This is a genomic window from Trichocoleus sp. DQ-A3, from assembly GCF_039961975.1.
Classification (GTDB): Bacteria; Cyanobacteriota; Cyanobacteriia; order Cyanobacteriales; family FACHB-T130; genus FACHB-T130.
In genome coordinates this window covers 76,198-98,670 of sequence record NZ_JAMPKC010000001.1, presented here as the reverse complement: position 1 = coordinate 98,670, position 22,473 = coordinate 76,198, and the positions used below count along the sequence as shown (strand labels likewise).

Here is a 22,473-nt window from a genome sequence, read left to right as displayed (position 1 = left end):
TCTTTCCTTAGCAGCTTGAGTCTACCTTAAAGTAAATTTTCTGGCAGGGCGATAAGATACTCTCAGAAGAGGCTTTAATAACCTCCATTCCCCTCGTTGGTAATCCCATTTTGTTTGACCGTTACCATACTTAATTTTCTGAGTTTGATTTTCTGAAGCTACGGACTGGTAGAGACAAGGAAAATCGTAAGTATTTGACAATCGAAAATAGTATAGCAATCAGATTTTAGTTATGAGCTAGAGGTTCAGCTACCCGACTTCTTAGAGAAGTCGGGTAGCTCGCCTTCCAATCATTTAGTAAACTTGCTATCAACTCATTCTGCTGGTGGAGGGATGCATAGCTTTCCTAGCCTAACTTATAAATTTTCTCTGTATTTGTTTTCTCTGCCGCCTCTGCGGTTCGTAAAAAACAATATTTTTAAAGTCAAATGTAATTACGATAGCCTTTATTATTTTATTAATACATCTTTTTAATTTAAAATGGTTTATATAGGTAGGATTAGCCTCATATTATTAAATACAGATTTTAGCAAAGGTGCGTTTGCCAATCAGCCTATGAATCCAGAAGACATTCGGATAGCGATCGCGCAAGCTAGAGACGCTTGGATTGCGCGTGACGGCGAGGCTCTAGCGGCACTGTTTACGCCCAACGGTGAAATCATCGTACCGGGTCAACGATGGCAGGGGCAAGAGAGAATTCGGCAAGAAGTCGCTCATTTTGCTCAGCAGTATTCAGATGTAAGAATTGAGATTCAGCAGGTTATCGTTGATGGCGATCGCGCAGTCGTTGAGTGGTATTACGAAGATACTGAAAATTCAACTGGTCGTCGTAACAAAGCCGATGATGTTATTGTTATTAGTTTCAAAGAGGGTTGGATTACTCGCTGGCGTGAATATTTTGATACTGAAACACCTAAGTTAAGAACATGATAATTAATTCTGTCAAAATTTAAATGAGGTGAGGAAACTATGAGCAATGAGCAAGAGGTATTAGCCGCAAATCAGGCTTTCTATCGAGCCTTCGAGAAAAAAGATATCGAAGCCATGAGTGCAATCTGTTCGCAAGGAACAGGGACTCTTTGTATTCACCCCGGACGCAAAGCACTGAAAGGCGGTAAGGAAATTCGCTCTTCCTGGGAACAGATATTTAAAAATACCAGTTACATTGAAATAGAAACGGAGATTGTTACTACAGAGATTCGAGATAATATTGCCTACGTCGTGCTTGTCGAAAATGTGTTTCAAGTCAGCGGTGGCAGAAGAGTCAAAGCCCAGTCGATGGCAACGAATATTTTTGAGCGAATGGCACAAAAGTGGTATTTAGTCCATCACCACGGGAGTCCTTTAATGCGTTAAAGGTTGGGAAGCCACCTGAAAACAGAGGCTTCCCCACTCTTGCGACGTGGCGTTTGAGGAACGAAACTTAATGTTGGCACAGAGAGAAGGATGGGGAACTACAAATAATTCGATCCATCTAATTAGTGATTTTCGTTCCTCGATTTCCGAAGTGGCTAACGACATCTCCTAAAGTTTCTGTTGTACCTTACAAAACCCCGGACTAGAGTTGCTTAGCGATAGATTCTAGAGGATTAGGTTGAGCGTTTTTTGGAGGTTGTGGCACCACAGTTGGGTAAGGATTAATAAGAGCATCGTCAACCCAGCCGGAATAATATTTGACGCTAGTAGAATTCTTCGACAAATTCACTAAATCCAAATCGCCTCGCATGGCATTAAGGTTGATGCCACCGCTAGGATTGCGCTCTATAGAACCAATGCCTCTAGGACCTCCCCCAGAGTGACACTCACACACTTCATCAAATCCTCGGACAAAGCGCGAACCGTCCCAATGCCAGTCATTACCAGGCCAGGAGACAGGAGAAAACCACACCGGCGGCTTTTCCGATGATCCAAAAATTTCAGACCAAGAAGTTGCCCCCTGCCCATCCAGCGTCACTGTGAAGCCTGTTTCATATCTGACTTCGTAACGACCTTTCCGGCGCGGCAGAGGTTGATCGTTACTGGTATAGTCTGTAGGCAACCACCAGAGAACTTCAACGGTTTTTCCCGCAGTCGTATCGAGAGTAGTAGCAGGGGTCTCGTTCAACAATGCGCTGTAGAGAGGTACTTTCTCGGTCGGCAGTTGTGCGGTGATGACAAATCGCCAGCATTTCCAATCAGGATTATCGGGAACTGACAATTGCAACTGGCAGACCCCGTTGCCTGTACCAACCCAAAGCCGATCTGATTCCAGCAATAGCTTATCGGGAATTGTACCGATGAGCGGACTGTTGTCTACGCGGTACGAAGTCACAGAACCAGATTGCAGGTCAGAAGAGTTGGGACGGTACGCGACTAATCCCATTCCTGGTGAATAGTTGTTGCCTTCTCCACTAATTTTTGTTGCCATCCAGAATGTTGGGCGATCGCGGGTTCCTGCAATCTCAAAGTCGAGAATCTCCTGTCTATCCATCCCTTGTGGATGAATAACTGTCCATTTCTGCTGCTGCGGCTGATAACCGACGAGTGTTGTTTTGCCGGTATACCCTTCTCCTTGCGGAAAGGCAAGCGACCACCACAAGCGATCGCCTACAATTTTAGCGGCGGTAATGTAAGGAAAGCTCAGACAACCGCCTGTGTATAGGGTTTGAGTTTTTGGTTGCTTATTTTCGGGCGTGATTAGCGTAATTACAACTTTTGCTTCTTTTTGGCAATTTGGAGTTTCTGAATTCCCTTCACGACTTACCCGATATTGATAAGTCTTGCCTTGATATTCAATCGTTTCGTAACGAGAAGGCAGATTTAACTCTCCCCCTAGCGCTTTTTGATGCTTCTCTGGCTGAGAAACAAAATTTTTGGGGAGGCTTCCTGGTTGCACAGAAAAATTACTACTATTTTTGTCAAAAATAAAATCATACTTGCGCGATTGAAACTTTACAGTATCACCAGCAGTCACAATGTTGCGGATGTGAAAATCAAATTGCTGAGAAGGCAATTCATCTTTATCGGAAACCAGTTTTGGCAATTTAGTTGCTGAAATAGCAGAATTGGTTACACGGGAACCTTTGTCAGTTTGCGAAGTCGTTTTTGGGTTTGAAGCCGTTGATTTAGTAGAATTAGTTACTTGCTCAATTGCCTGAGGAGATTGAGGAGTTTGAGCTGCACAGGCATTGAGAATTCCAACAATACCGAAAATTGCCACGAAACGCTTCATCGAGAGGTTTTCTCTCTTTTTGGAAAAATCATTTAATAGGGAAATCACGTCTAAACACAGATGAACACGATAGAGATAGATACAATCTTCGTTTTTGGATTTCCCGATAAGTAAGGGTGCGAAAAAAGCTTATTTAAATAACACTTTCGCTAACGTTTATTAAAGGTCTACAAAACAGATTTTTTTCCCGTTTCAGCCTTTTCGAGATGTGTCCGTGCCTTGTAGTCGAGAACACGTGGATCTCTTGAAAATTAAATTGTGCGCTTACGTGCTGTCTCGACTAACGCCTGAAAGATGCGTTGCTGATAGGGATCTTGGAGAGCGAGTTCTGGATGCCACTGAAGTGCGATCGCCCAAGGATGCTGTTCGTGTTCCATCGCTTCAATTACGCCATCAGAAGCGCGTGCCGTAACCCTCCACCCTGGTGGTACTGTCCGCACCGCTTGATGATGCCACGAGACTATCTCCGACTCTGTAATGCCAATCATCGCTGCTAGGCGACTATCGGGGTCAATTTGCACATGATGTTCGCAGAAGCGAGACTGATGGGTGCGGTGCGCGATCTCGTCACCAAATTCATCCGGCAGATGCTGCACCAAATTGCCACCCGTTGCGACTACCAAAATTTCCAAGCCGCGACAAATCCCTAGCACTGGGATATCTGTATCTAAAACCAGCTTGGCTAAAGCTAGCTCAAAGGTATCGCGCTGATGATCGACGTTATAAACTGTGGGATGGGATGAGTCGTTGTAAACCGCGGGGTCAATATCACCCCCGCCAGAAAAGATTAAACCATCAATTCTTTCTAAAATGGCTGCGGGATCGGGTTCTCCCGGCGGCAGTAACATCGGTAAGCCACCCGCTAAGCGCACTGCCTCTACATAGTCGCCTCTAATGCTAAACAGGCGCGTATCCAGCTGACCAGCGGTAGTAATTCCAATGAGTGGCGGCTTAGATTTCATTTTCTGATGTTAGCAGTTGATCGGGCGATCGCTCTGGCTCCGTAACCTCAGCATTGCGAGATTTTATCCCTGATGCTGGGAATCGCAAAATCTCTCCTATTGCTTCCAGTCTCCATCCTGAAAGTAGCTTCCGGCAATAAAAAGCGATCGCTGTCTGTGCAAGGTAGCCAATTGCGAAATCTACCGAAACATCAAACGAGCGATCGCCGTCTTTGCATTCTTAGGCTGAGTTCCCCTTAAGCATGACTGTTTTTGCAGATTTAGCGTGTCGCAGGCAATACAGTTTGCTGTGCTGTCTTGGGACTTTCAACAGCGTATGGAGGCAAGGAGAAAGTAGCTGAATTTTTGAGGGAGACGCGATCGCCTTTAGATCGCCTTTGTTGGGTGCAACGTGCCGTAAACTCTGCATCGGTGAAGCCAAGCCAGAACATCATCCCTGCTGTTTAGTAATTCAGGAAAGTTGATATTTGTGAATATTCCCTAGGGGGTAATCAAATTAGGTTAAATTTAGGTTAAGGTAACATCTACAAGAGATTTTGAAATTAAGACTCAATGTCATAAAAAGATAGCCATGATTAATCCTGACCAAGCGAGCAAAAACAGCTTTCTTTACCCTCAAAGCCGCTATTACGGCTCATTTACGCCCGAACAACTCGCTTTTAATGCCAATTTGCAAGAGTTTGCTCATAAAGTTGGCTACATTTCTGCTCTAGAGACCGGAGGCAAGCTTGCTCCCGAACAGGCATATGAACAAGTGAAGCGTCTCTGGAAACAATTGAAACAGAGCAAGAAGGCACTCTCGATTGGTGGAGATCGACCCTCAGAAATAAGATAGTTTTTAGAGAGTCGCATTATAAAACTGATACAAGCCAGTTGAGCAATGGAATTGCTGAATACCCCTTTTGTTGTCAGAGCGTCATTGAATGGCTAGATAGGAACTGATGACAAAAGTGTTGGTGATTGAAGATGAAGAAGTCATCCGTGAGAGCATCCTAGACATCCTGATTGAAGGAGAATTTATTGCCATTGGTGCTGAAAATGGCAGCATCGGAGTGCAATTGGCAAAAGAATTGCGTCCCGATTTGATTTTATGTGATGTGAGAATGCCAGAACTTGATGGGTACGAAGTTCTCAGGGCGCTTCGTTCCGATCCGGTTACAGCTCCAATTCCCTTCATCTTTCTCACGGCTGATACTACTGAAAACTTCTTTCACCAAGGGCAACTCTTAGGTGCAAACGGTTATCTTGCTAAACCGTTTACAACTGCTTCACTTTTAGAAGCGATCGCTACTCATATGAGAAAATAATCCGACTTTCTTATTCTTAAGCAGGTGCTTGGAAATGTCTATTTAAATTTACGACTAAAGGGGGAGGCGGAGCCTCTCTTTTTTTGTCTTTAGGCAGATGCCAGTAAATGAGGAAAGTTTGGCATGGACAAGCGGCTATTTCTCATTGCTTTCTCATCACGCCTGTAGACTTTCAACGCATACTTGTAGAGAAAGTGCAGGAAGCAACGCCGTGGAAAAAACGGAAAAACAGAAGATGCTGGCAGGCGAGCTATATCTAGCGTCTGACCCGGAACTCGCTGCTGGAAGCAAACGGGCGTCTCGTCTATTAAGAATGTACAATGCGACAACTGAGGAAGAGCTAGAGTTGCGATCGCAAATTCTCAACGACTTGTTCGCTCAGGTAGGCTCAACGGTTCAAATTGTACCGCCATTTCACTGTGACTACGGTAGCAATATTTACGCTGGCAACGGGTTGTACATGAATTATGGATGCGTAATTCTAGACTGCAATACCGTTCATATCGGTGACAATGTTTTGTTGGGTCCCTACGTGCAAATTTACACCGCCTATCATCCGACCGATCCTGCAATTCGGCAAACGGGTCTAGAACTCGCTACACCGATTAAAATTGGCAATAATGTCTGGATTGGAGGCGGCACTATCATTTGTCCAGGGGTAACAATTGGCGACAACACCACGATTGGAGCTGGCAGTGTTGTTGTTAAAGATATTCCTGAAAATGTTGTGGCTGCTGGAAATCCCTGTCGCATTATTCGACCAGCAACTTAAATTTTTGTTGAGTTTAATTAGAATTCATTAGAAAATTTTTAATCATTTAACAGTAGGATGACTCCAGAAGAAACTAGATTACAAGAAGACCGCGATCGCAAAGCTCATTGGCGGCGATGGGGGTCTTATTTGAGCGAACGACAGTGGGGAACGGTGAGAGAAGATTATAGTCCTGATGGCTCGGCTTGGGACTATTTTACTCACGATCAGGCTCGTTCTCGTGCTTATCGCTGGGGAGAAGATGGGATTGCCGGAATTTCGGATAACCATCAGCGACTTTGTTTTGCGATCGCGCTTTGGAATGGAGAAGATCCGATCCTAAAAGAAAGGCTTTTTGGCTTAACTGGAAAGGAAGGAAATCATGGCGAAGATGTCAAGGAATATTACTTTTATTTGGACAATACTCCCACTCATTCTTACATGAAATGTCTCTATAAATATCCATACCAAGCTTTTCCGTATTCTGAACTCGTTGAAGAAAATAAGTGCAGAGGTTATCAAGACCGAGAATTTGAATTACTTGATACTGGAGTATTTGAGTCCGATGCATATTTCGATATTTTTGTTGAGTATGCCAAAGCTTCACCAGAGGATATTTTAATTCAAATCAGTGCTATCAACCGAGGAACTGAAGAGAAAACGCTGCATCTTCTCCCGACTCTCTGGTTTCGTAATACCTGGTCTTGGAATAATTCTGAAGATAAGCCCAAAATCAAAAAGCTCAAAAGTGACGAGAATCTAAGTATTTTAGAAGCTACTGAAGCAACGCTGGGCGAACGCTGGCTTTATTGTGAGGGGAATCAGGGTGCGGAAACGCCGCCTCTACTGTTGTTTACAGAAAATGAAACAAATCAGGAAAGATTGTTTGGGGTAAATAATCCCTCGCCCTACGTAAAAGATGGAATTAATAATTATATTGTCAGCGGTCAAAAAGATGCTGTAAATCCTAACCAAACAGGAACTAAATTTACTGCCAATTATAGATTAAGAATTGCTGCGGGCGAAACCAAGGTGATTCGACTACGACTAACTGATTCACCTGACTTTGCAGAACCATTTGGTGCGGATTTTGACACAGCTTTCCAAAATCGCAAACGAGAAGCTGATGAATTTTACGAAAAAGTTACTTCTCCTTGTTCGCTAACAGAAGACAGGCAAAATGTGCAGCGGCAAGCTTTCGCGGGAATGTTGTGGAATAAGCAATATTATTACTATGTTGTAGAAGAATGGTTAAAAGGCGATCCGATTCATCCATCACCCAAGTCGCGGCAAAATATTAGAAATTCTGAGTGGATTCATCTTTTCAATGATGACATTATTTCCATGCCGGACAAGTGGGAATATCCTTGGTTTGCAGCCTGGGATTTAGCCTTTCATGTCATTCCCTTAGCAACAATCGATCCGGATTTTGCAAAGCGGCAACTCGATAGATTGACGCGGGAATGGTATATGCATCCCAATGGTCAATTACCAGCCTATGAATGGGATTTCAGCGATGGTAATCCGCCGGTTCATGCTTGGGCAACATTCCGCATTTACAAGATTGAACAAAAAATGTATGGTCGCACTGATAAGAAGTTTTTAGAGCGCGTATTTCAAAAGTTACTGCTTAATTTTACCTGGTGGGTGAACCGCAAAGATATCGGAGGGAAAAATGTATTTCAGGGAGGTTTCTTAGGAATGGATAACATTGGTGTCTTTGACAGAAATGTAGAACTTCCTACAGGCGGAAACCTAGAACAGTCTGATGGTACAAGTTGGATGGGAATGTACTGTCTAAATATGCTAGCGATCGCGCTAGAGTTAGCGCAAGAAAATTCCGCTTACGAAGATATCGCTAGCAAATTTTTTGAACACTTCCTTTATATCGCTGATGCGATGAACTGTATGGGCGATGCGGAGACATCTCTATGGGATGAAGCTGATGGTTTTTACTACGATATGCTGCATTTACCCGATTGTACCTATTTGCCCCTAAAAGTGCGTTCAATGGTAGGACTGATTCCCTTATTAGCAGTTGCTACTATCGAACCTGAAATGTTGGAGAAGCTTCCAGGTTTTCAACAACGAATGCAATGGTTTATTCAAAATCGCCCGAACCTGAAACAAAATGTCGCGTGTATGGAAACGCCTGGGGTTGGTGCTAGAAGATTACTCGCGATCGCTTATCGAGATAAACTCCGCCGGATCTTAGAGAAAATGCTCGATGAAAATGAATTCTTAAGCCCCTATGGGATTCGCTCCGTTTCAAAATTTCATGCGAGTAATCCATACATTTTTGAGGTAAATGGAGAAGAATACCGGGTAGATTACGAACCCGCCGAATCCAGGAGCGGCTTATTTGGGGGAAATTCCAACTGGCGCGGACCTATTTGGTTTCCGATTAATTATTTAATTATTGAAGCTCTTCAAAAATTTCATTACTACCTGGGTGATGATTTCCAAGTCGAATGTCCCACAGGTTCTGGTCAAATGATGAATCTCTGGGAAGTCGCCACAGAATTGTCGCAAAGGCTAATCCGAATTTTCCTTCAGGATGAATCAGGTAAACGTCCAGTTTATGGCGACTCGGAAACCTTTCAAAATAACCCGCATTGGCGCGATTTAATTCTGTTCTACGAATATTTTCATGGCGATAATGGCGCAGGACTGGGCGCTAGTCATCAAACTGGCTGGACAGGTGTAGTCGCTAAACTCATTCAGCAATGCGGCGAATACGGCGGACAAAATCAAGCTTCCAAACCTGCTCAAAAATAGACTGAACGGTGAACTATTATCAGTAGCAGGGTGATTCAGCTTACTACTGCAAACTGGACGGGCAAAGTGTTGGGAATTGAAAAACTGGGTAAACCGGAATTCAAGGCTGGAGTCAAATGGTTAGCTTGGTCAGCAGGTCTAGCAGTAGCAAGCGTAGGAGGTTGGCTAGTTTATGGGTTGCTGCTAAATCGCTCCAGCGCTCCGGTGGCGGTGCGTTTGGTAAAAGTAGAGCGAGGCACCGTTGAGAACACGATCAATGAAAGTGGCGTGGTTGAATTAGGCGGTCAGCAAACCCTCAAATCCCCAGCGGAAAGCGCTGTGGAACGGGTGTTAGTACAACTTGGCGATCGCGTTCAAGCTGGTCAAAAACTCATCGTTCTGCGCGACACCAAGCAAGAAACAAGCCTCGACGCCCAGCAGTTGGAGATTACTAAACAGGAACTCACTTTGGCACGCAGTCGCCAGAAAGTTGAAGAAGCCCAGGAAAGGCTAACAACTGCCCGAAGAGAACTTCAAAATCGTGTCAATCAGCAGGCGGCAATTCGGAAACAGGAACTTAGCATCAAACGCAATCAGCAGAAGATTGCCGAAGCTCAGGAAAAGCTAACGGCTGCCCAACAGGAACTCAAGCAGCTGCAAGTCCTCGCTGACAAAGGCTTCATTCCAGCCAACGAACTCCAGAATCAGCAAGAACAAGTCCGCGATGCCCAGTCTGCTTTACGAGATGCTCAGTTAGAAGCGAGTACAAGTAACTTAGAACTCCAGAACCTTCAGCAGCAGCGTCAAACTGACCAGCAAGAAATCTTAGACAAGGTGGCGACTGCACAAACTGAACTGCGGCAGGCACAATTAGAAGTCGCTACCACCAGTCGGGACATCCAGATGAAGGTGCTGGAAATCAAAAATCTTCAGCAGCAACTCCAAAACAACATCGTCACTGCACCCATTCAAGGGAAAGTTCTCAACATCATGGTTAAGAATGGGAATGGCGTCAACATTGGGAATGACCTGCTGACTTTAGGCGATCCGACACAAGAGTTGGTGAAACTCAATCTTTCCACACTCAATGCTGCCAAAGTGAAGAGCAATCAACGTGTCCGCATTAGTGTGATTGGTCCCGATGCGAAGAAATTTACCGGACGAGTGCAAAGCTTGTATCCCCAAGCGATCGCTAGCACTTCTAGCAGCAGCGAGCAGGAAAGCCAATCCGGACAAGCCACGGTGCCTGCAACTGTCAAGCTTGACCAACCCACCCGCAGATTAATTCCTAGCAGCCAAGTCAGCGTCGAAATCATTTTGCAGCAGCGCCAGAACGTCGTGGTTTTGAATACGGAAGCCATACAGCGCTCTGGTTCTAAACCCTTTGTCTGGGTACGAGATCAAGGCAAGGCGCAAAAACGGGACGTATCTTTGGGGCTAGAGGGATTAACAACCGTAGAAGTGACTTCAGGTTTGCAACCGGGGGACTCAGTGGTGCTGCCGCCGCCTGATGCTTCCCTAGAGCCAGGAACGCCGGTTATTGTTCAAGAGAAATTAGAAAAGAAAGATGAAAAGTGATTGGTAATTGGTAATTGGTAATCGGTAATTGGTAATCAATATCCTTGCTCTCATGCTCAGCCTGGGAAACAGAAAAAAGAAACATGAGAAGTAATTGGTAATTCCTAATTTTTAAGTTGATATGAGCCTCTCCCCCTTCGACCTCCTCGCGCTCACCTGTAACTCCCTACGCAGTAACCCTGTGCGTTCTACCCTTACCACTTTGGGCGTTTTTATGGGTGTAGCAGCAGTCAGCGCCACGCTTCAAGTGGGCAGCATCAGTCGAGCGGTAATTGCCAAGCAACTCGCTGAGAGAGACGCCCCTCAAGTCTCTCTCTACATGAATGGGGAACTCCGGTCAGAAGACATGGAATACTTGCGACAGCGGCTAGAGGGCGTGCGGGCAATCAGTGCTTCTAGTGGGTTCTATCCGAATCCTCAAACCTTATTTCAGGATGAAGAAGCCCAACCTAATATGAGGTCTGTTACTCAAGACTTTCTGCTCACGTCGGGAAAGCAATTGGTAGCGGGGCGCTTCTTCACTCCTGCCGATTTTGAAAACTATCGCCCTGTCGTGGTGCTCGATCAATTTTTAGTAGACAAACTTTTTAAAGGTCAGAAAGCTGTTGGAGAAACCATTTATGCTAATTCAAGACCCTACGTCGTTGTCGGGGTCGTGCCAACCGTTACCCCATCTTTTGGGGAACCTGAAGGTGAGGTATTGATACCGATGTCGTTTTACTACGCCCTGACGGGTAGCCGCGACCTTGGCTCCTTCAAGATACGCCCTTACAAAATAGAAGACTTAGAAGATTTGGCAGACAAAGCCAAGCAACTGATGGAGCAGCGCTTCCCAGGCAAAGAGGTTTATGCCTGGAACAACGTAGACGAAATCTTGGCGCAGCAGCAAACCTTGGAAATGGCATCCAATGGGCTGACAGCCGTGGGAATCATTTCGCTACTCATCGGTGGCGTCGGCATTGCCAATATCACAATCGCAGCAGTAATGGAGCGTACCCCAGAAATTGGGCTGAGGCGGGCAATTGGGGCAAAAAGGCGGGACATCTTGCTGCAATTTATTCTGGAAGCGGCAATCCTGAGTTTATTGGGGGGAACTGCCGCTATTATCTCGGTGCATGGCTTGACGATGGTTGTCGCCGAAACTTTTAAGTTACCTTACGAATTTGAAAGCAAGACGGCTGCCTTGTCCTTAGGATCTGCACTTTTGGTGGGAGTAGGCGCGGGGTTTTTACCTGCTGTGAGAGCTAGCCGACTCGATCCCGTGAAAGCACTGCGTAACTCTTAGCCTCACTAATAGGCATTGTGTCAAGCTGCCCAATTTCAGATTTTGGATTAAATGGGCAATTGTTCCATCTAAAATCTAAAATCAACCAGCTAAAAGCTACCCGCGATCATGCACAAGCACGACAACCCAAATGCCCAACCTCCAGTTTCTAGCGGTAGGTTTTTGCCTCCTATCCGCTCTCTTTTTGGGGGGGTCGTTCTGCTTGTGACTGCAACTTTAGGCACGACGTTAACGTTAGCCACCGTTTTTAAGCTTCATTCAACGGCGGTAAGAGCGACGACAGCTAATGTTCGGACAGCAGCTCAGACACAGACGCCGGAACTCGCACGCCCGATTATGGTTCCGCCAGCGGATAGAGCAAAGCTCAAAACGGCTCCAGTCTCAGAAAGTCCGGGGGTGAACATAGGCAAAGCAATAGTTTTAGGGGGAACTGGTGTAAAGAATGAGATCGCTCCTTCTTCTCTTTCCCCACTCGCAACTAAAACCAGTCCAACTTTTACGCTTAACACCCAGCCAAGACAATTCCCACCCTCTCCGACTACTAGCCCGCCTTTACAAACAGAGTTGGAGGGATCTAGTATCTCCCCATCGGCAAAAAGTATTCGCCCCCAATCTTCGCCTCCCGTTGCCGCATCTCGGTCAATTTTAAAGACGTTCTCTGAAGCCAGGAAACCAGCCGCTTTATTGGCTCAAGCGCAACCAAAACCCAACCAACAAGAAACCGTAACAACTGGGCGGGGGATTCAATTAACCCTAGCTGATGTTGTTATCTTGGTATTGCAAAACAATAAAGATATCAAAAATGCTTATTTAGAAAGAATCGCCCAAAGACAAGACTTAGCAGTGGCAGAAGATAGATTTGTCCCTGATTTTACGCCTAGATTATCATTTAATCTCGATCGCTTTGGTTCGGGTGGAAACACTAGCACGAATAGCGATCTTGGTGTTGGTGCCACTGTTGAGGTCACGGTTCCTACGGGAGGTAGGCTGAGTTTTGGTTGGGAAACGAACGGTCAAACGTCAAATATAAATAATTTCAATGTTGATAGAGATAACAATCTATTTGGCTCAAATCTTCAGCTACGTTTAACTCAACCTCTATTACGAGGTGCTGGTGTTGCAGTTAATCAAGCTCCTATTGAAATTGCTCGACTCGATGAAAGAGCAAATATTCAAGGTTTAAAATCAACTCTCATTAATACCATCACTGAAGCTATCTTAGCCTACCGCAATTTACTTAGAGCGCAGGAAAGACTGAATATTGAGCAGATTTCTCTAGAAAGCGCCCGCCAAATTTTAGAATTTAACCAAGCCTTGATTGAGGCTGGGCGACTCGCGCCAGTTGAAATTGTTCAAAGCCAGACAGACATTGCAAATAGAGAAGTCAGCTTGTTAGAGGCTCGGAATAATTTGGAGTCTGTCAAATTAACTTTGTTAGATATTCTAGATATCGAGCAAACTCTTAATATTGAACCTGTAGAAAAAATAGTATTGCAATCGAAGTCTTTAGATTTAAATAATCTAAAACAAATTGCCTTTCAAAACAGACCGGATTATTTGCAAGCACAGTTCAGCTTGGAAAGAACAAAATTTGAAAGATTAATTGCAGATAATAACCGGCGCTGGAACTTAGACTTAGATGCAGGTTACGGCGATTCCTTAGATGACACAATCCAACTAACAGCTGGGTTAATCTTGTCCCGTACCTTCGGCGATCTTACTGTGGAACGAGATTATCAACGAAGTCAAGTAAACTTCCAGAAAGCAGAAAATACTTTAGAAAGTCTGCGTCAAAGTATCGATATTGAAGTAACAGATAGAGTTAGAAATGTAAATCTAAGTCTTCGACAGGTGCAACTTGCCCAGCAAGCAAGGCAATTGGCTGAGAGAACACTACAAATAGAACAAGAAAAACTGAGATTGGGAAGAGGGTCAATTTTTCAGGTTGTGAGTTTTCAGAATAATTTAGTAGAGGCAAGAAACCGAGAACTGGATGCAACGATTGATTATCTCAATGCCTTGACAAATCTCGATCAATCTGTCGGTACCACACTGGAAACTTGGCAGGTGACAATTGAAAGAAAATGATATTAAGTCTTAGGAAAAAAACCATTGTTAAACTACCTGAGTCTCTGTCTCCAATAGGGTTTGCTGAACTTAGGCGAAGGGAAAACTATCTTTTTCCAGCTACTTATTAGCCCTGACAGATTCTATCGGCATCACATCATGAAAGCGGGTATAGTCGATCGAGCGCCGCCCGTCCGGCATCCTAGATAAGATGTCCACAAAACGCATATTCCACAGGATATCGGACGTGGCAAAGGAGTGACGGGCATGGATCGTCTGTGAAACGATTTCGTCTAACCCAGTCAGCATCACGACGATCTCGCTTTCCGACTCAGCCAGGGAGTCTACCGTAACCCCATAAAGCGGACTCGTCTCGTCAATCTGATGCATCACCGTCCAGCTCAATGCAAACATGGATGTATGACTGCGAACTAATTTGAGATCGTAAAACCGACGCATGAATTCTCCCTCCCGATTGACTTCGTTGCGAACTAAAGTCACCCGGATCTGCGCTTCTACAATTACGTCGCGCCGCTGGTTAGCCGTCCGAAACATCAGAGTCGGCACCCCATCATAGGGAGCGATCGCTGCCACGCGACTGAAAATCACCCTCGCCGTTGGCACGGAGAACCGCGCAAACGCCAGTCCAGTCGCCATTGCCACTCCGAAAAGACCCGCCAGCGCTTCGACTGTCACCACCGCATTCGCGTAAGGCGTACGCGGATACATCGCACCGTAGCCGATAGTCGCCATCGTCTGGACGCTGAAAAAGAAGGCGTCAAGGAAGGAACCCGGTTGAGCATTCTGGATGCAATCTCCTCCAGCTAGATAGATGAGGGCAAATACCGTGTTGGAGACTAAATACAACAGACTGAACAGCGCTAAGAACCATCCCCAGGAAAGGGTAAGCAGCAAATGATATAAATCGCCCCGATGAAATCCCGATACCCCTCGCCGCACGATGTTCAACTGCCCATCCCGGCTCACAAAGCGCGTTAATGAGGGCGAACGATATCTTTTGCCCATCTTTTGACCATAGATTGCTGTTATTAGGAATCGGCGTCACGCAGGCGACCTTTCCTAGAAAGCTATCCCATCAAGAGGACAAACACAAGCATCTCGGTTGAGCCATCGTTCTCCCACCTGCTTTAGCGCTGTCATCACGGGTTGAATTTCTCGCCCCTTCTGGGTGAGCGAATACTCTACGCGGGGAGGAATTTCTGCGTAGACTCGGCGTTCCACTAAACCATACTCTTCTAGTTCTCTGAGCCGTATCATCAGCGTTTTGGTGCTAATTCCAGGCAATGCTTCTAGGAACTCGTGGGTACGGCGATCGCTTGTAAACAACTCTCTGAGAATCAGAATAGACCATTTACTGCCGATTAAGTCCACGGTGAACTGGATTGGGCATTTTGTCTCTATGCACTGGCTGCTGTTAAGCATTGATGCCTCTAGATATCGCTCTTTTCTTTGCTTATTCTGACCAATCTTCTGAACAGAGGGACGCTGAAGTTAGCTCCCGCCAAATATTTTAATCTTTCTTAATAAAGCTCTGGACAAGTTGCAGCGGGTCAATCTTTTACTTTTGGTAACTATAGTGTCCTTCCAGCCACTGTCAGATTTACGGATTTTCTATTTTTAGGAGTTGAGTAGGATGCAAATAGAGGGAACGAACAGCCTTCCTTCCCGCTCAACTTCTTCAATAAATCAAAATATTTGAGGTTTTTCAAATGATTCGATTACTTGTCGGTGTATTAGTCTTTGTTATCAACACAATTTACCGCGATCGCCCTTATCCCCGTTTTTACGTCCTAGAAACAGTTGCTCGTGTTCCTTACTTTGCCTATTTATCAGTTTTGCACCTTTACGAAACAGTTGGAATGTGGCGCAGAGCAGATTGGTTAAAAGTTCACTTTGCGGAATCTTGGAACGAACTCCATCACCTCCTGATTATGGAATCTTTAGGGGGTAATCAGCAGTGGTTCGATAGATTTTTAGCACAACATACTGCTTTACTTTATTATTGGGTGATCGTTGTTCTTTACATTCTCTCGCCTCGTTCTGCCTACAATTTCATGGAATTAGTTGAAGGACACGCTTATCATACTTACGATACATTTTTGCAAGAAAATGAATCAGAATTAAAAGCTACATCTGCCCCACAAATTGCCATCAATTACTATCGAGACGGCGACTTGTATATGTTCGATGAGTTTCAAACTGGAGGAGTTCCAGAAGAACGCCGTCCCGTCATTAACAACCTCTACGATGTGTTTGTAAACATTCGAGATGATGAAGCGGAACACGTCAAGACAATGATAGCTTGCCAGAAGCCTGATGCTCAATTAACCTTCAAGAGTCCCCATACGATAGAAGTAGGTGGAACATTTCTCGCCCCAAATGAAGAAGTTAAATCAGTTGTTGTGCAATAGGATGTGCTGATAAAAAAACAAAAGGAGAGATATTTACACTATCTCTCCTTTTGTTTTTTTGAAGGAGTTAGAAATGGCTATATCTCTTTTATGTCAATAGATTAACGCCATTTACAAACAGAGGAAAACCAAGTAATGAAGATTAAGCGATCGCATTCTTGTGAAATCTCAGTCGCTCAATCAATTCATAAAACGGTGTCCAGTTATCTTCTTGGTCAATTTTCTCCCAAACCGCTTCTATTTCTGGTCTAACTAACGCAGTTTTAGGATTATGACGACGCAGCCGTGCTGCTATATTATCCAGTTCGCTATCTGGGAAACTGAGTAAAGTTTGCAGGTATAAATTTCTCCAGTCTTCCAATAATGCTGTAGCCTCAGGCGCATTCAAGAATCCATCTGCTTTCAGAATATTTCTCGCATCGTCACGCCAATTGCGGTCAAACTGATTTGTTACTTCCCAAAAGAAACCGTGATAGCTTACTTGTGTTTCTACCAGCAGTTTCAGGGTTTGCATCACTAATTCTTCTGCGGCTAAATTGGGCAGATTCTCGAATCCCAGTTTACCAATCATCCGCGCGGTGTAAGTTCGGTTATAATGCTCAGCAAATTGGGATAGAGCAACTTCCATCTCTGACATAGGAATAACCGCAGATAAAGGTTGTTGGAGCATTTCTAAATTGAGCTGGCAGATCCCTGGTTGATTGCTGTAACTGTACCGTCCGTAATAGTCAAAGTAGGCAGCAGTAAATTTGGGGTCGTAGGTGTTAATAAAAGCGTAGGGACCATAGTCGAAACTTTCCCCAGTAATAGACATATTATCGGTGTTTAAAACCGCATGACAAAACCCAACGGACATCCATTGAGCAACAAGTTCTGCAACCCGCTTGACTAATTCTGCATAAAACAGAATGTAGCGGTCTTGCTTATCTTTGAGGTGAGGATAATATTGTTCAATTACATGGTCTAAAAGCTTTTCAGTTAAATCCTTGCGTCCAAAAAAGTGCAATCGCTCAAATGTTCCAAAACGAATGTGGGAACGGCTGAAACGAATCATTACCGAGGATCTTGTTGGAGAAGGTTCATCGCCTCGCCAGAGTCCTTCTCCCGTTTCAATCATTGATAAACAGCGGGAAGTACGAACTCCTAAATAATGAAGTGCTTCAGCAGCTAAAACTTCTCTGACACCACCTTTAAGCGTGAGTCTACCATCGCCGCCTCTAGAATACGGAGTCGTACCAGACCCTTTCGTTCCAAAGTCATAAAGTTCGCCATCCGTACCGCGCACTTGTCCGTAGAGAAATCCTCTGCCATCGCCTAAGCGAGAGTTATATTCTCCAAATTGATAGCCGTGATAACGCAAAGCTAAAAATGGTCTAACTCCTTGAAACATCCCAAATGCTTCGATAAAATCATCGTCTGTCACCGTGTCTGGTTTCAGTCCCAATATTGGTAATAATTCATCGTTGCGAAAGCGCAGAATATATTTAGGAAAGTCTGCCGCTGCTACTCGATCAAAATAATCATCGCCTAAAGCTTCTAAGGCAGACTCATAATTGAGATTTAAAAAAGGATTGGAAAACTTTTCAGGAGTCATAAGTTACTAAAATACCCAATGAATGTAATTCGTGCCTATACAAACGTAGATGCGATCGCAGCTTCCCCAAGGGTAGTTTGCCTGCGCGGACTGAAACAAACATTATAAAGATTGCGTAGGCAGTCTTTGTTTGTATAGCGCCAGACTTTAGCCTGTTAGCGAAGCGGCACGAAGTGCGGGCACCTTTGCCAGATGTTTCATTTCTATGCTACGGATAAGCAAGTATACAGTTTCAGCATCAAAAGACTGAAATATGCTTATCCGCCCTGCTACACCGGCTGACGTGCCATCTGTCCTCCCGATGGTTGCCAAGATTTGTGCCTTGCATGAAGCTTGGGATTCAGCAAAGTATGGATTCTTGCCGAATCCAGAGTTGCGTTATGAGAAGTGGTTGGGTAGGATAGCGTCTAGTGCATCGCTGGATGCGCCACCGCAACGCGATCGCAATATCTTCCTAGTCGCTGAGGCTGAAAATAAGCAAGTGGTGGCGTTTCTGGTGGCGACGGTAGAACGGGAAATCCCCATTTACCGTTTACAAGAATATGCTTTTATTCACGACCTCTGGGTTGAAGAGGAATATCGCCAAGCTGGAATTGCGAAGGCGATGGTGATGCAGGCGATTGAACGCTTTAACTCGATTGGAGTCAAACAAATTCGCCTCGATACGACTGTTGCTAACGAGGCGGCGCGGCGATTATTTTCTTCCTGCGGCTTTCGCGTCAGTACGATAGAAATGCTGATTGAATTAGGCTGATACCAAGAGAACGGCTTTTTTTGTAAGTAGAGACATCGGGTTGAACAGCTCTACCGTACTCCACACTCTTGTTTGGACAGGGACCCGCACCAGAGTGTTACCGTTCCCTTCTCGTTCAGACCAAGGTGTGTTTTTCGAGAAGCTTAGCCAATCCCGGTATCCCTTCCTCCACGTTTTTCTTAGCCGAGCCGCGCAATTTTTTATAGGTACCCAATACGAGGCTGCTTCTGACGCTCTCCATCCTGGCATCGGTAACGCTCAGGATAGCATCTGCTGCGGGAGAGCGGCTGGCAATGAAGTGCGCGACTGGATCTCCTTTCTGGACACTCTCGCTCCAAATGGGATCGAGTGCTGTACACCATCCTGGCAGGAACTGCTCGACAGCGTAGCCAATGTACCCTGGCTTTATACCCTTGACGGCGTTGTAGCCTGCCTTTATGGCAAGACCAGATATACCTGACTTGGAAGCGACCTCCTCATCGAGCAATTTGCAGAAGTCATCTACAACTTCAGCCTTTTTGCTTGGGTTCAAGAGCTGGTCGCTAAGTGCCATTTCGATCCTCCTAAGTGTAAAAGCGCTGGATTTTGATTCCACTAATTGTTTAGGGAAAAGACAGAATAGATGCTATCACAGTTACAAACTGTTATAAAGAAAAACTTAAGCGCATATTTAATCTGGGGGAAGCGATCGCCCCTATCTTCTACCTGTCACAACAAGGGTGTCAATAGCAGGCATCGCATAATTTTGCAATATTGCACCAAAAAATTTTGTATTTTTCAAAGTCGATTAAGATTACGACTAATCAATCCAACTCGCTATGACTAATACCCTGCGGGTGATTTAGCGCTAGAGCCTTTCCCTAACAAGACTTACGCAGTTAATTAGTGAATCCCTGATTCTATCGTAGGGGCATAGCAATCAAAAAGCCCCTACAGCGTGTTGACGTGCGTAAGCCCTACCTAAAACTGACTCAGGCTAGATTTGAATATCTTCAGAAACTCCGCCAGACAACTCATGCCAAAATTGCCTAAATGTTTGTCAATTTGTCAGAGGATCGGCTACTGCGTGTAATACAAGGACTGGCAATCATTAACGATGTGTTTGAGGGAAAGGCATCCGAACCACCCAGTTAATACTACGGTTTAATTTGACTTGAGCGAGAAACCCCGGCGTGTCTGCCGATATTTACCTAACTGCACTTGGAAACTTACCGTATCAGTCTTTTCCCCACTTCTTGCTTCCAAAGTCCACTGACCGGGACGAAGCTGCCAAAATAGGGAATTCGATGGCTGCGTCGCTAACTTTTCCCCATTCAACCACCACTCTACTGACTGGCTGCGCGTTCCAGCGACTTTAAACTCTAGTTGTTGCATTTCTGTCTGTACATTCTCTGTGCCTTTGGAATTCGTTTTTTCACCTGGGTGCAATAAGAAAACATCGCCATTGTGAGGAGACAAAATCTTGACGCCACTAGAGACAAAACTCGGTTGATGCTGCCTTGCTAACCATTCATCGTACTCTGGAGGCAACTTCGCAGTACCTGACTGACGCTCATAATCGCTAATATCTTCTGCGTAAAAATATTCTTGCACTACTGAGGGGCAGTCTGGGGTAGGGCGTAAGCCAGAAATTGCACAGATTGGGCGTTGCACCAGATTTTCTGGAGGGGGAAAGATGGCAGGTTCTCGATTCTGATGGAGGTGTAACATGATGCGATTCCAGAGGGGTGCTGCACCTGTCACCCCCGAAACTTGTCGCATGGGATCGCCGTTAAAATTGCCCACCCACACGGCTACGGTGTAGTCGGTGGTAAACCCGACCGTCCAAGTATCTCGAAAATCGGAGGAAGTGCCTGTTTTAACTGCTGCGGGGAATGGTAAAGCTAGCACTGAGTCTACCCCAAAGGCACTTGCACGAGCATGGCGATCGCTCAACATATCCGCAATCAATCCCCAGGTGGAAGAGTTGGCAGATGGCACTTTGGAAGGTTTTCGGTTGGCAGATGGCAGGTTGGAGAATGTTGTGACTAGCGGTGTGGCTTCTCCACGTCTTGCTAAAGTAACATACGCCCTCGTTAACTCCCATAAACTGACTTCACCGCTACCCAAAATTAGTCCCAATCCGTAATGTTCGGGCGACCGATTTAAATGCTCAAATCCTAATTGATGCAGATGATTTAGAAAATTTTGCACGCCGACTTTTTCTAATACCCGCACTGCCGGAACATTCAGGGAATTTGCCAAAGCTACGCGAACTCGTACTGGCCCTAAAAAAGTTTCATCATAATCTGTAGGACTGTAGAGTTTCGCGCCGGGAATCGCGTAATGGGTTGGCACATCCGCCAAGATAGTATTCGGGCGAATCGTGCGGTTTTGTAGGGCATATTCATATAAAAAAGGCTTCAAAGTAGAACCGGGTTGACGTAATGCCTGTACCCCGTCGTTGCGACCGAGTTGTGCTTCATTAAAGTAATCGGGAGAACCCACATAAGCCAAAACTTCCCCCGTGTGGTTGTCAATGACTAAGGCAGCAGCATGATGAACATTATTGGGGGTGAGGGTACGAATCACTTGCTGCACTTGCGCTTCCACAAATTGCTGCAAAGGGCGATCGATGCTGGTGCGGATCTGGAACATCCGATTGGGGATAGCGGTTTCTGGAGCTTTGCTCGAAGATTTTGGATTTTGAATTGAAGAATTAGATAGTTGATTAGATACCCAAAATAAAAAATGAGGTGCGGCAATAATTCCCTGTTGTCGAGGTGCTAGGGAAATCTCTTCTTTATAGGCTCGATCTGCTTGCGTGCGAGTAATATAACCATCCTCAACCATGCGATTCAGAACATAAATCTGCCGCTTCTTGAGGCGTTTCCAATGGTCGTAGGGATTGAAGTAAGTGGGATTATTCGGAACAGCAGCGAGAAGACTTGCTTGGGCAAGATTGAGTTCGCTTGCCGGAATATCGAAATAGTTACGGGATGCAGCTTCTAACCCATAGATATTCCCCCCCATTGGCAGGCGATTGATGTAAGCAGAGAGGATTGCATCTTTATTCATCCCGGCGGCGATGCGCCAAGATAGCCAAATTTCGCGCAACTTGCCCGGTAAGGTGCGGGGAACGGGATCTAACATCCGCGCTAGTTGCATCGTAATCGTGGATGCACCGGAGGTAATCCTTTTCGCCTGAAGTGAATCTTTAAGCGATCGCGCTACAGCCTTCAGATCCAGCGCCCCGTGATGATAATATGAGCCATCTTCAGCAGCTAGAATCGCGTTGATAAAGTGGGGCGAAACTTGATTCAGCGGCACCACAGCGGTATGCTCTTGGTCGCGGGTCAGCAACCTTCCTAAAGGAAGCCCATTGCGATCGCTAAATTCTATCGCTTGCGTATCCTGGGCAATATCTTTGGCGCGAACGGGTGCCAGATAAGGAAGCGATCGCACGGTTAAACCCAGCAACACCAATGCTAAGAATCCGCGAAATTTCTTGTTTCTCCCCCAACGCCAAAAGAGTTCCTGCATTTGGATTTGCCACTGCTTGGGTTGTCTCATCGCTTAACCCTTTCGCCAACGAAGACTTACCCCCTTATCTTCATTGTGGCGATCGCCTTTACCGGATGAGGGTGTTTTTAGGGGATGCGCGATCGCATCTTCCCTCTAAGCGCTTGAAACTGGCAGATGGTACGCTTCCACCTCAAGACAATGATGGGTAATTCTTCCTAATCACCCACTAGGGTCAGCCAATCGGATGAAGCAAGTACCCTTAAACCGCCGT

Annotated in this window: 21 protein-coding genes; 13 read left to right on the top strand and 8 right to left on the bottom strand. The window is 45.4% G+C overall.

Going from position 1 to position 22,473, the window contains the following annotated elements:
* The first annotated feature begins 555 nt into the window (after positions 1-555).
* Together NDI44_RS00430 and NDI44_RS00425 are read left to right on the top strand one after the other, a co-directional pair.
* A complete protein-coding gene (locus NDI44_RS00430; RefSeq protein WP_190410063.1) occupies positions 556-930 on the top strand; it encodes a nuclear transport factor 2 family protein in 375 nt (124 codons plus the stop codon).
* Between the two features lie 39 nt (positions 931-969).
* Complete coding sequence (locus tag NDI44_RS00425) at positions 970-1,356, top strand: nuclear transport factor 2 family protein (RefSeq protein ID WP_190410062.1); 387 nt, start codon at positions 970-972, stop codon at positions 1,354-1,356.
* Positions 1,357-1,558: 202 nt separating this feature from the next.
* On the opposite strand, the gene NDI44_RS00420 is transcribed toward NDI44_RS00425, so the two are convergent.
* Together NDI44_RS00420 and NDI44_RS00415 are read right to left on the bottom strand one after the other, a co-directional pair.
* A complete protein-coding gene (locus NDI44_RS00420; RefSeq protein WP_190410061.1) occupies positions 1,559-3,211 on the bottom strand; it encodes a hypothetical protein in 1,653 nt (550 codons plus the stop codon).
* Between the two features lie 251 nt (positions 3,212-3,462).
* A complete protein-coding gene (locus tag NDI44_RS00415) occupies positions 3,463-4,173 on the bottom strand; it encodes a gamma-glutamyl-gamma-aminobutyrate hydrolase family protein (protein ID WP_190410060.1) in 711 nt (236 codons plus the stop codon).
* Positions 4,174-4,245: 72 nt separating this feature from the next.
* Here NDI44_RS00415 and NDI44_RS00410 point away from each other — a divergent pair, with 72 nt between their 5' ends.
* Positions 4,246-4,413 carry a hypothetical protein gene (locus NDI44_RS00410; protein ID WP_190410059.1) on the top strand — a complete coding sequence of 56 codons (168 nt, stop codon included), beginning with the start codon at positions 4,246-4,248 and terminating at the stop codon, positions 4,411-4,413.
* A gap of 20 nt (positions 4,414-4,433) precedes the next feature.
* On the opposite strand, the gene NDI44_RS00405 is transcribed toward NDI44_RS00410, so the two are convergent.
* Complete coding sequence (locus NDI44_RS00405) at positions 4,434-4,607, bottom strand: hypothetical protein (protein WP_190410058.1); 174 nt, start codon at positions 4,605-4,607, stop codon at positions 4,434-4,436.
* Positions 4,608-4,744: 137 nt separating this feature from the next.
* On the opposite strand from NDI44_RS00405, the gene NDI44_RS00400 reads away from it, so the two are divergent.
* The 7 genes from NDI44_RS00400 (at position 4,745) to NDI44_RS00370 (ending at position 13,939) form a co-directional block, all read left to right on the top strand.
* Complete coding sequence (locus tag NDI44_RS00400) at positions 4,745-5,008, top strand: hypothetical protein (protein WP_190410057.1); 264 nt, start codon at positions 4,745-4,747, stop codon at positions 5,006-5,008.
* A 106-nt stretch (positions 5,009-5,114) separates the two neighbouring features.
* Positions 5,115-5,480, top strand: coding sequence for a response regulator (locus NDI44_RS00395; protein WP_190410056.1), 366 nt, complete (start codon positions 5,115-5,117; stop codon positions 5,478-5,480).
* Between the two features lie 211 nt (positions 5,481-5,691).
* Positions 5,692-6,252: a sugar O-acetyltransferase gene (locus NDI44_RS00390; RefSeq protein ID WP_190410055.1), complete on the top strand. Its 561-nt coding sequence runs from the start codon at positions 5,692-5,694 to the stop codon at positions 6,250-6,252.
* Positions 6,253-6,309: 57 nt separating this feature from the next.
* A complete protein-coding gene (locus tag NDI44_RS00385) occupies positions 6,310-9,009 on the top strand; it encodes a glucosidase (protein ID WP_190410054.1) in 2,700 nt (899 codons plus the stop codon).
* Positions 9,010-9,039: 30 nt separating this feature from the next.
* Positions 9,040-10,566, top strand: a complete 1,527-nt coding sequence (locus NDI44_RS00380; protein WP_339380580.1) for an efflux RND transporter periplasmic adaptor subunit — start codon at positions 9,040-9,042, stop codon at positions 10,564-10,566.
* A gap of 121 nt (positions 10,567-10,687) precedes the next feature.
* A complete protein-coding gene (locus NDI44_RS00375; RefSeq protein ID WP_190410053.1) occupies positions 10,688-11,851 on the top strand; it encodes an ABC transporter permease in 1,164 nt (387 codons plus the stop codon).
* Between the two features lie 204 nt (positions 11,852-12,055).
* Positions 12,056-13,939, top strand: coding sequence for a TolC family protein (locus tag NDI44_RS00370; RefSeq protein WP_190410052.1), 1,884 nt, complete (start codon positions 12,056-12,058; stop codon positions 13,937-13,939).
* A gap of 99 nt (positions 13,940-14,038) precedes the next feature.
* Here the strand turns inward: NDI44_RS00370 and NDI44_RS00365 are convergent, their stop codons facing one another.
* Positions 14,039-14,944, bottom strand: a complete 906-nt coding sequence (locus NDI44_RS00365; protein ID WP_190410051.1) for an ion channel — start codon at positions 14,942-14,944, stop codon at positions 14,039-14,041.
* Between the two features lie 54 nt (positions 14,945-14,998).
* Positions 14,999-15,361: a helix-turn-helix domain-containing protein gene (locus tag NDI44_RS00360; protein ID WP_190410050.1), complete on the bottom strand. Its 363-nt coding sequence runs from the start codon at positions 15,359-15,361 to the stop codon at positions 14,999-15,001.
* A 287-nt stretch (positions 15,362-15,648) separates the two neighbouring features.
* Here NDI44_RS00360 and NDI44_RS00355 point away from each other — a divergent pair, with 287 nt between their 5' ends.
* Positions 15,649-16,350 (top strand): alternative oxidase, encoded by a 702-nt coding sequence (locus tag NDI44_RS00355; RefSeq protein ID WP_190410049.1) that lies wholly within the window; start codon positions 15,649-15,651, stop codon positions 16,348-16,350.
* A gap of 142 nt (positions 16,351-16,492) precedes the next feature.
* Here the strand turns inward: NDI44_RS00355 and NDI44_RS00350 are convergent, their stop codons facing one another.
* Positions 16,493-17,944 (bottom strand): YdiU family protein, encoded by a 1,452-nt coding sequence (locus NDI44_RS00350; RefSeq protein ID WP_190410048.1) that lies wholly within the window; start codon positions 17,942-17,944, stop codon positions 16,493-16,495.
* A gap of 253 nt (positions 17,945-18,197) precedes the next feature.
* Between NDI44_RS00350 and NDI44_RS00345 the strand changes: the two genes are divergently transcribed.
* Positions 18,198-18,698, top strand: a complete 501-nt coding sequence (locus NDI44_RS00345; RefSeq protein ID WP_190410047.1) for a GNAT family N-acetyltransferase — start codon at positions 18,198-18,200, stop codon at positions 18,696-18,698.
* A 115-nt stretch (positions 18,699-18,813) separates the two neighbouring features.
* On the opposite strand, the gene NDI44_RS00340 is transcribed toward NDI44_RS00345, so the two are convergent.
* Together NDI44_RS00340 and pbpC are read right to left on the bottom strand one after the other, a co-directional pair.
* The gene (locus NDI44_RS00340) at positions 18,814-19,251 is read right to left on the bottom strand and encodes a hypothetical protein (protein ID WP_190410046.1); all 438 of its coding nucleotides are present in this window, start codon (positions 19,249-19,251) and stop codon (positions 18,814-18,816) included.
* 590 nt (positions 19,252-19,841) lie between these two features.
* On the bottom strand, positions 19,842-22,220 hold the full coding sequence (pbpC, locus tag NDI44_RS00335; protein ID WP_242036926.1) for a penicillin-binding protein 1C: 2,379 nt from the start codon (positions 22,218-22,220) through the stop codon (positions 19,842-19,844).
* Here pbpC and NDI44_RS00330 point away from each other — a divergent pair.
* Positions 22,163-22,411, top strand: coding sequence for a hypothetical protein (locus tag NDI44_RS00330; RefSeq protein ID WP_190410144.1), 249 nt, complete (start codon positions 22,163-22,165; stop codon positions 22,409-22,411). The two genes, pbpC and NDI44_RS00330, sit on opposite strands and share 58 nt — an antisense overlap.
* Positions 22,412-22,473 lie beyond the last annotated feature (62 nt).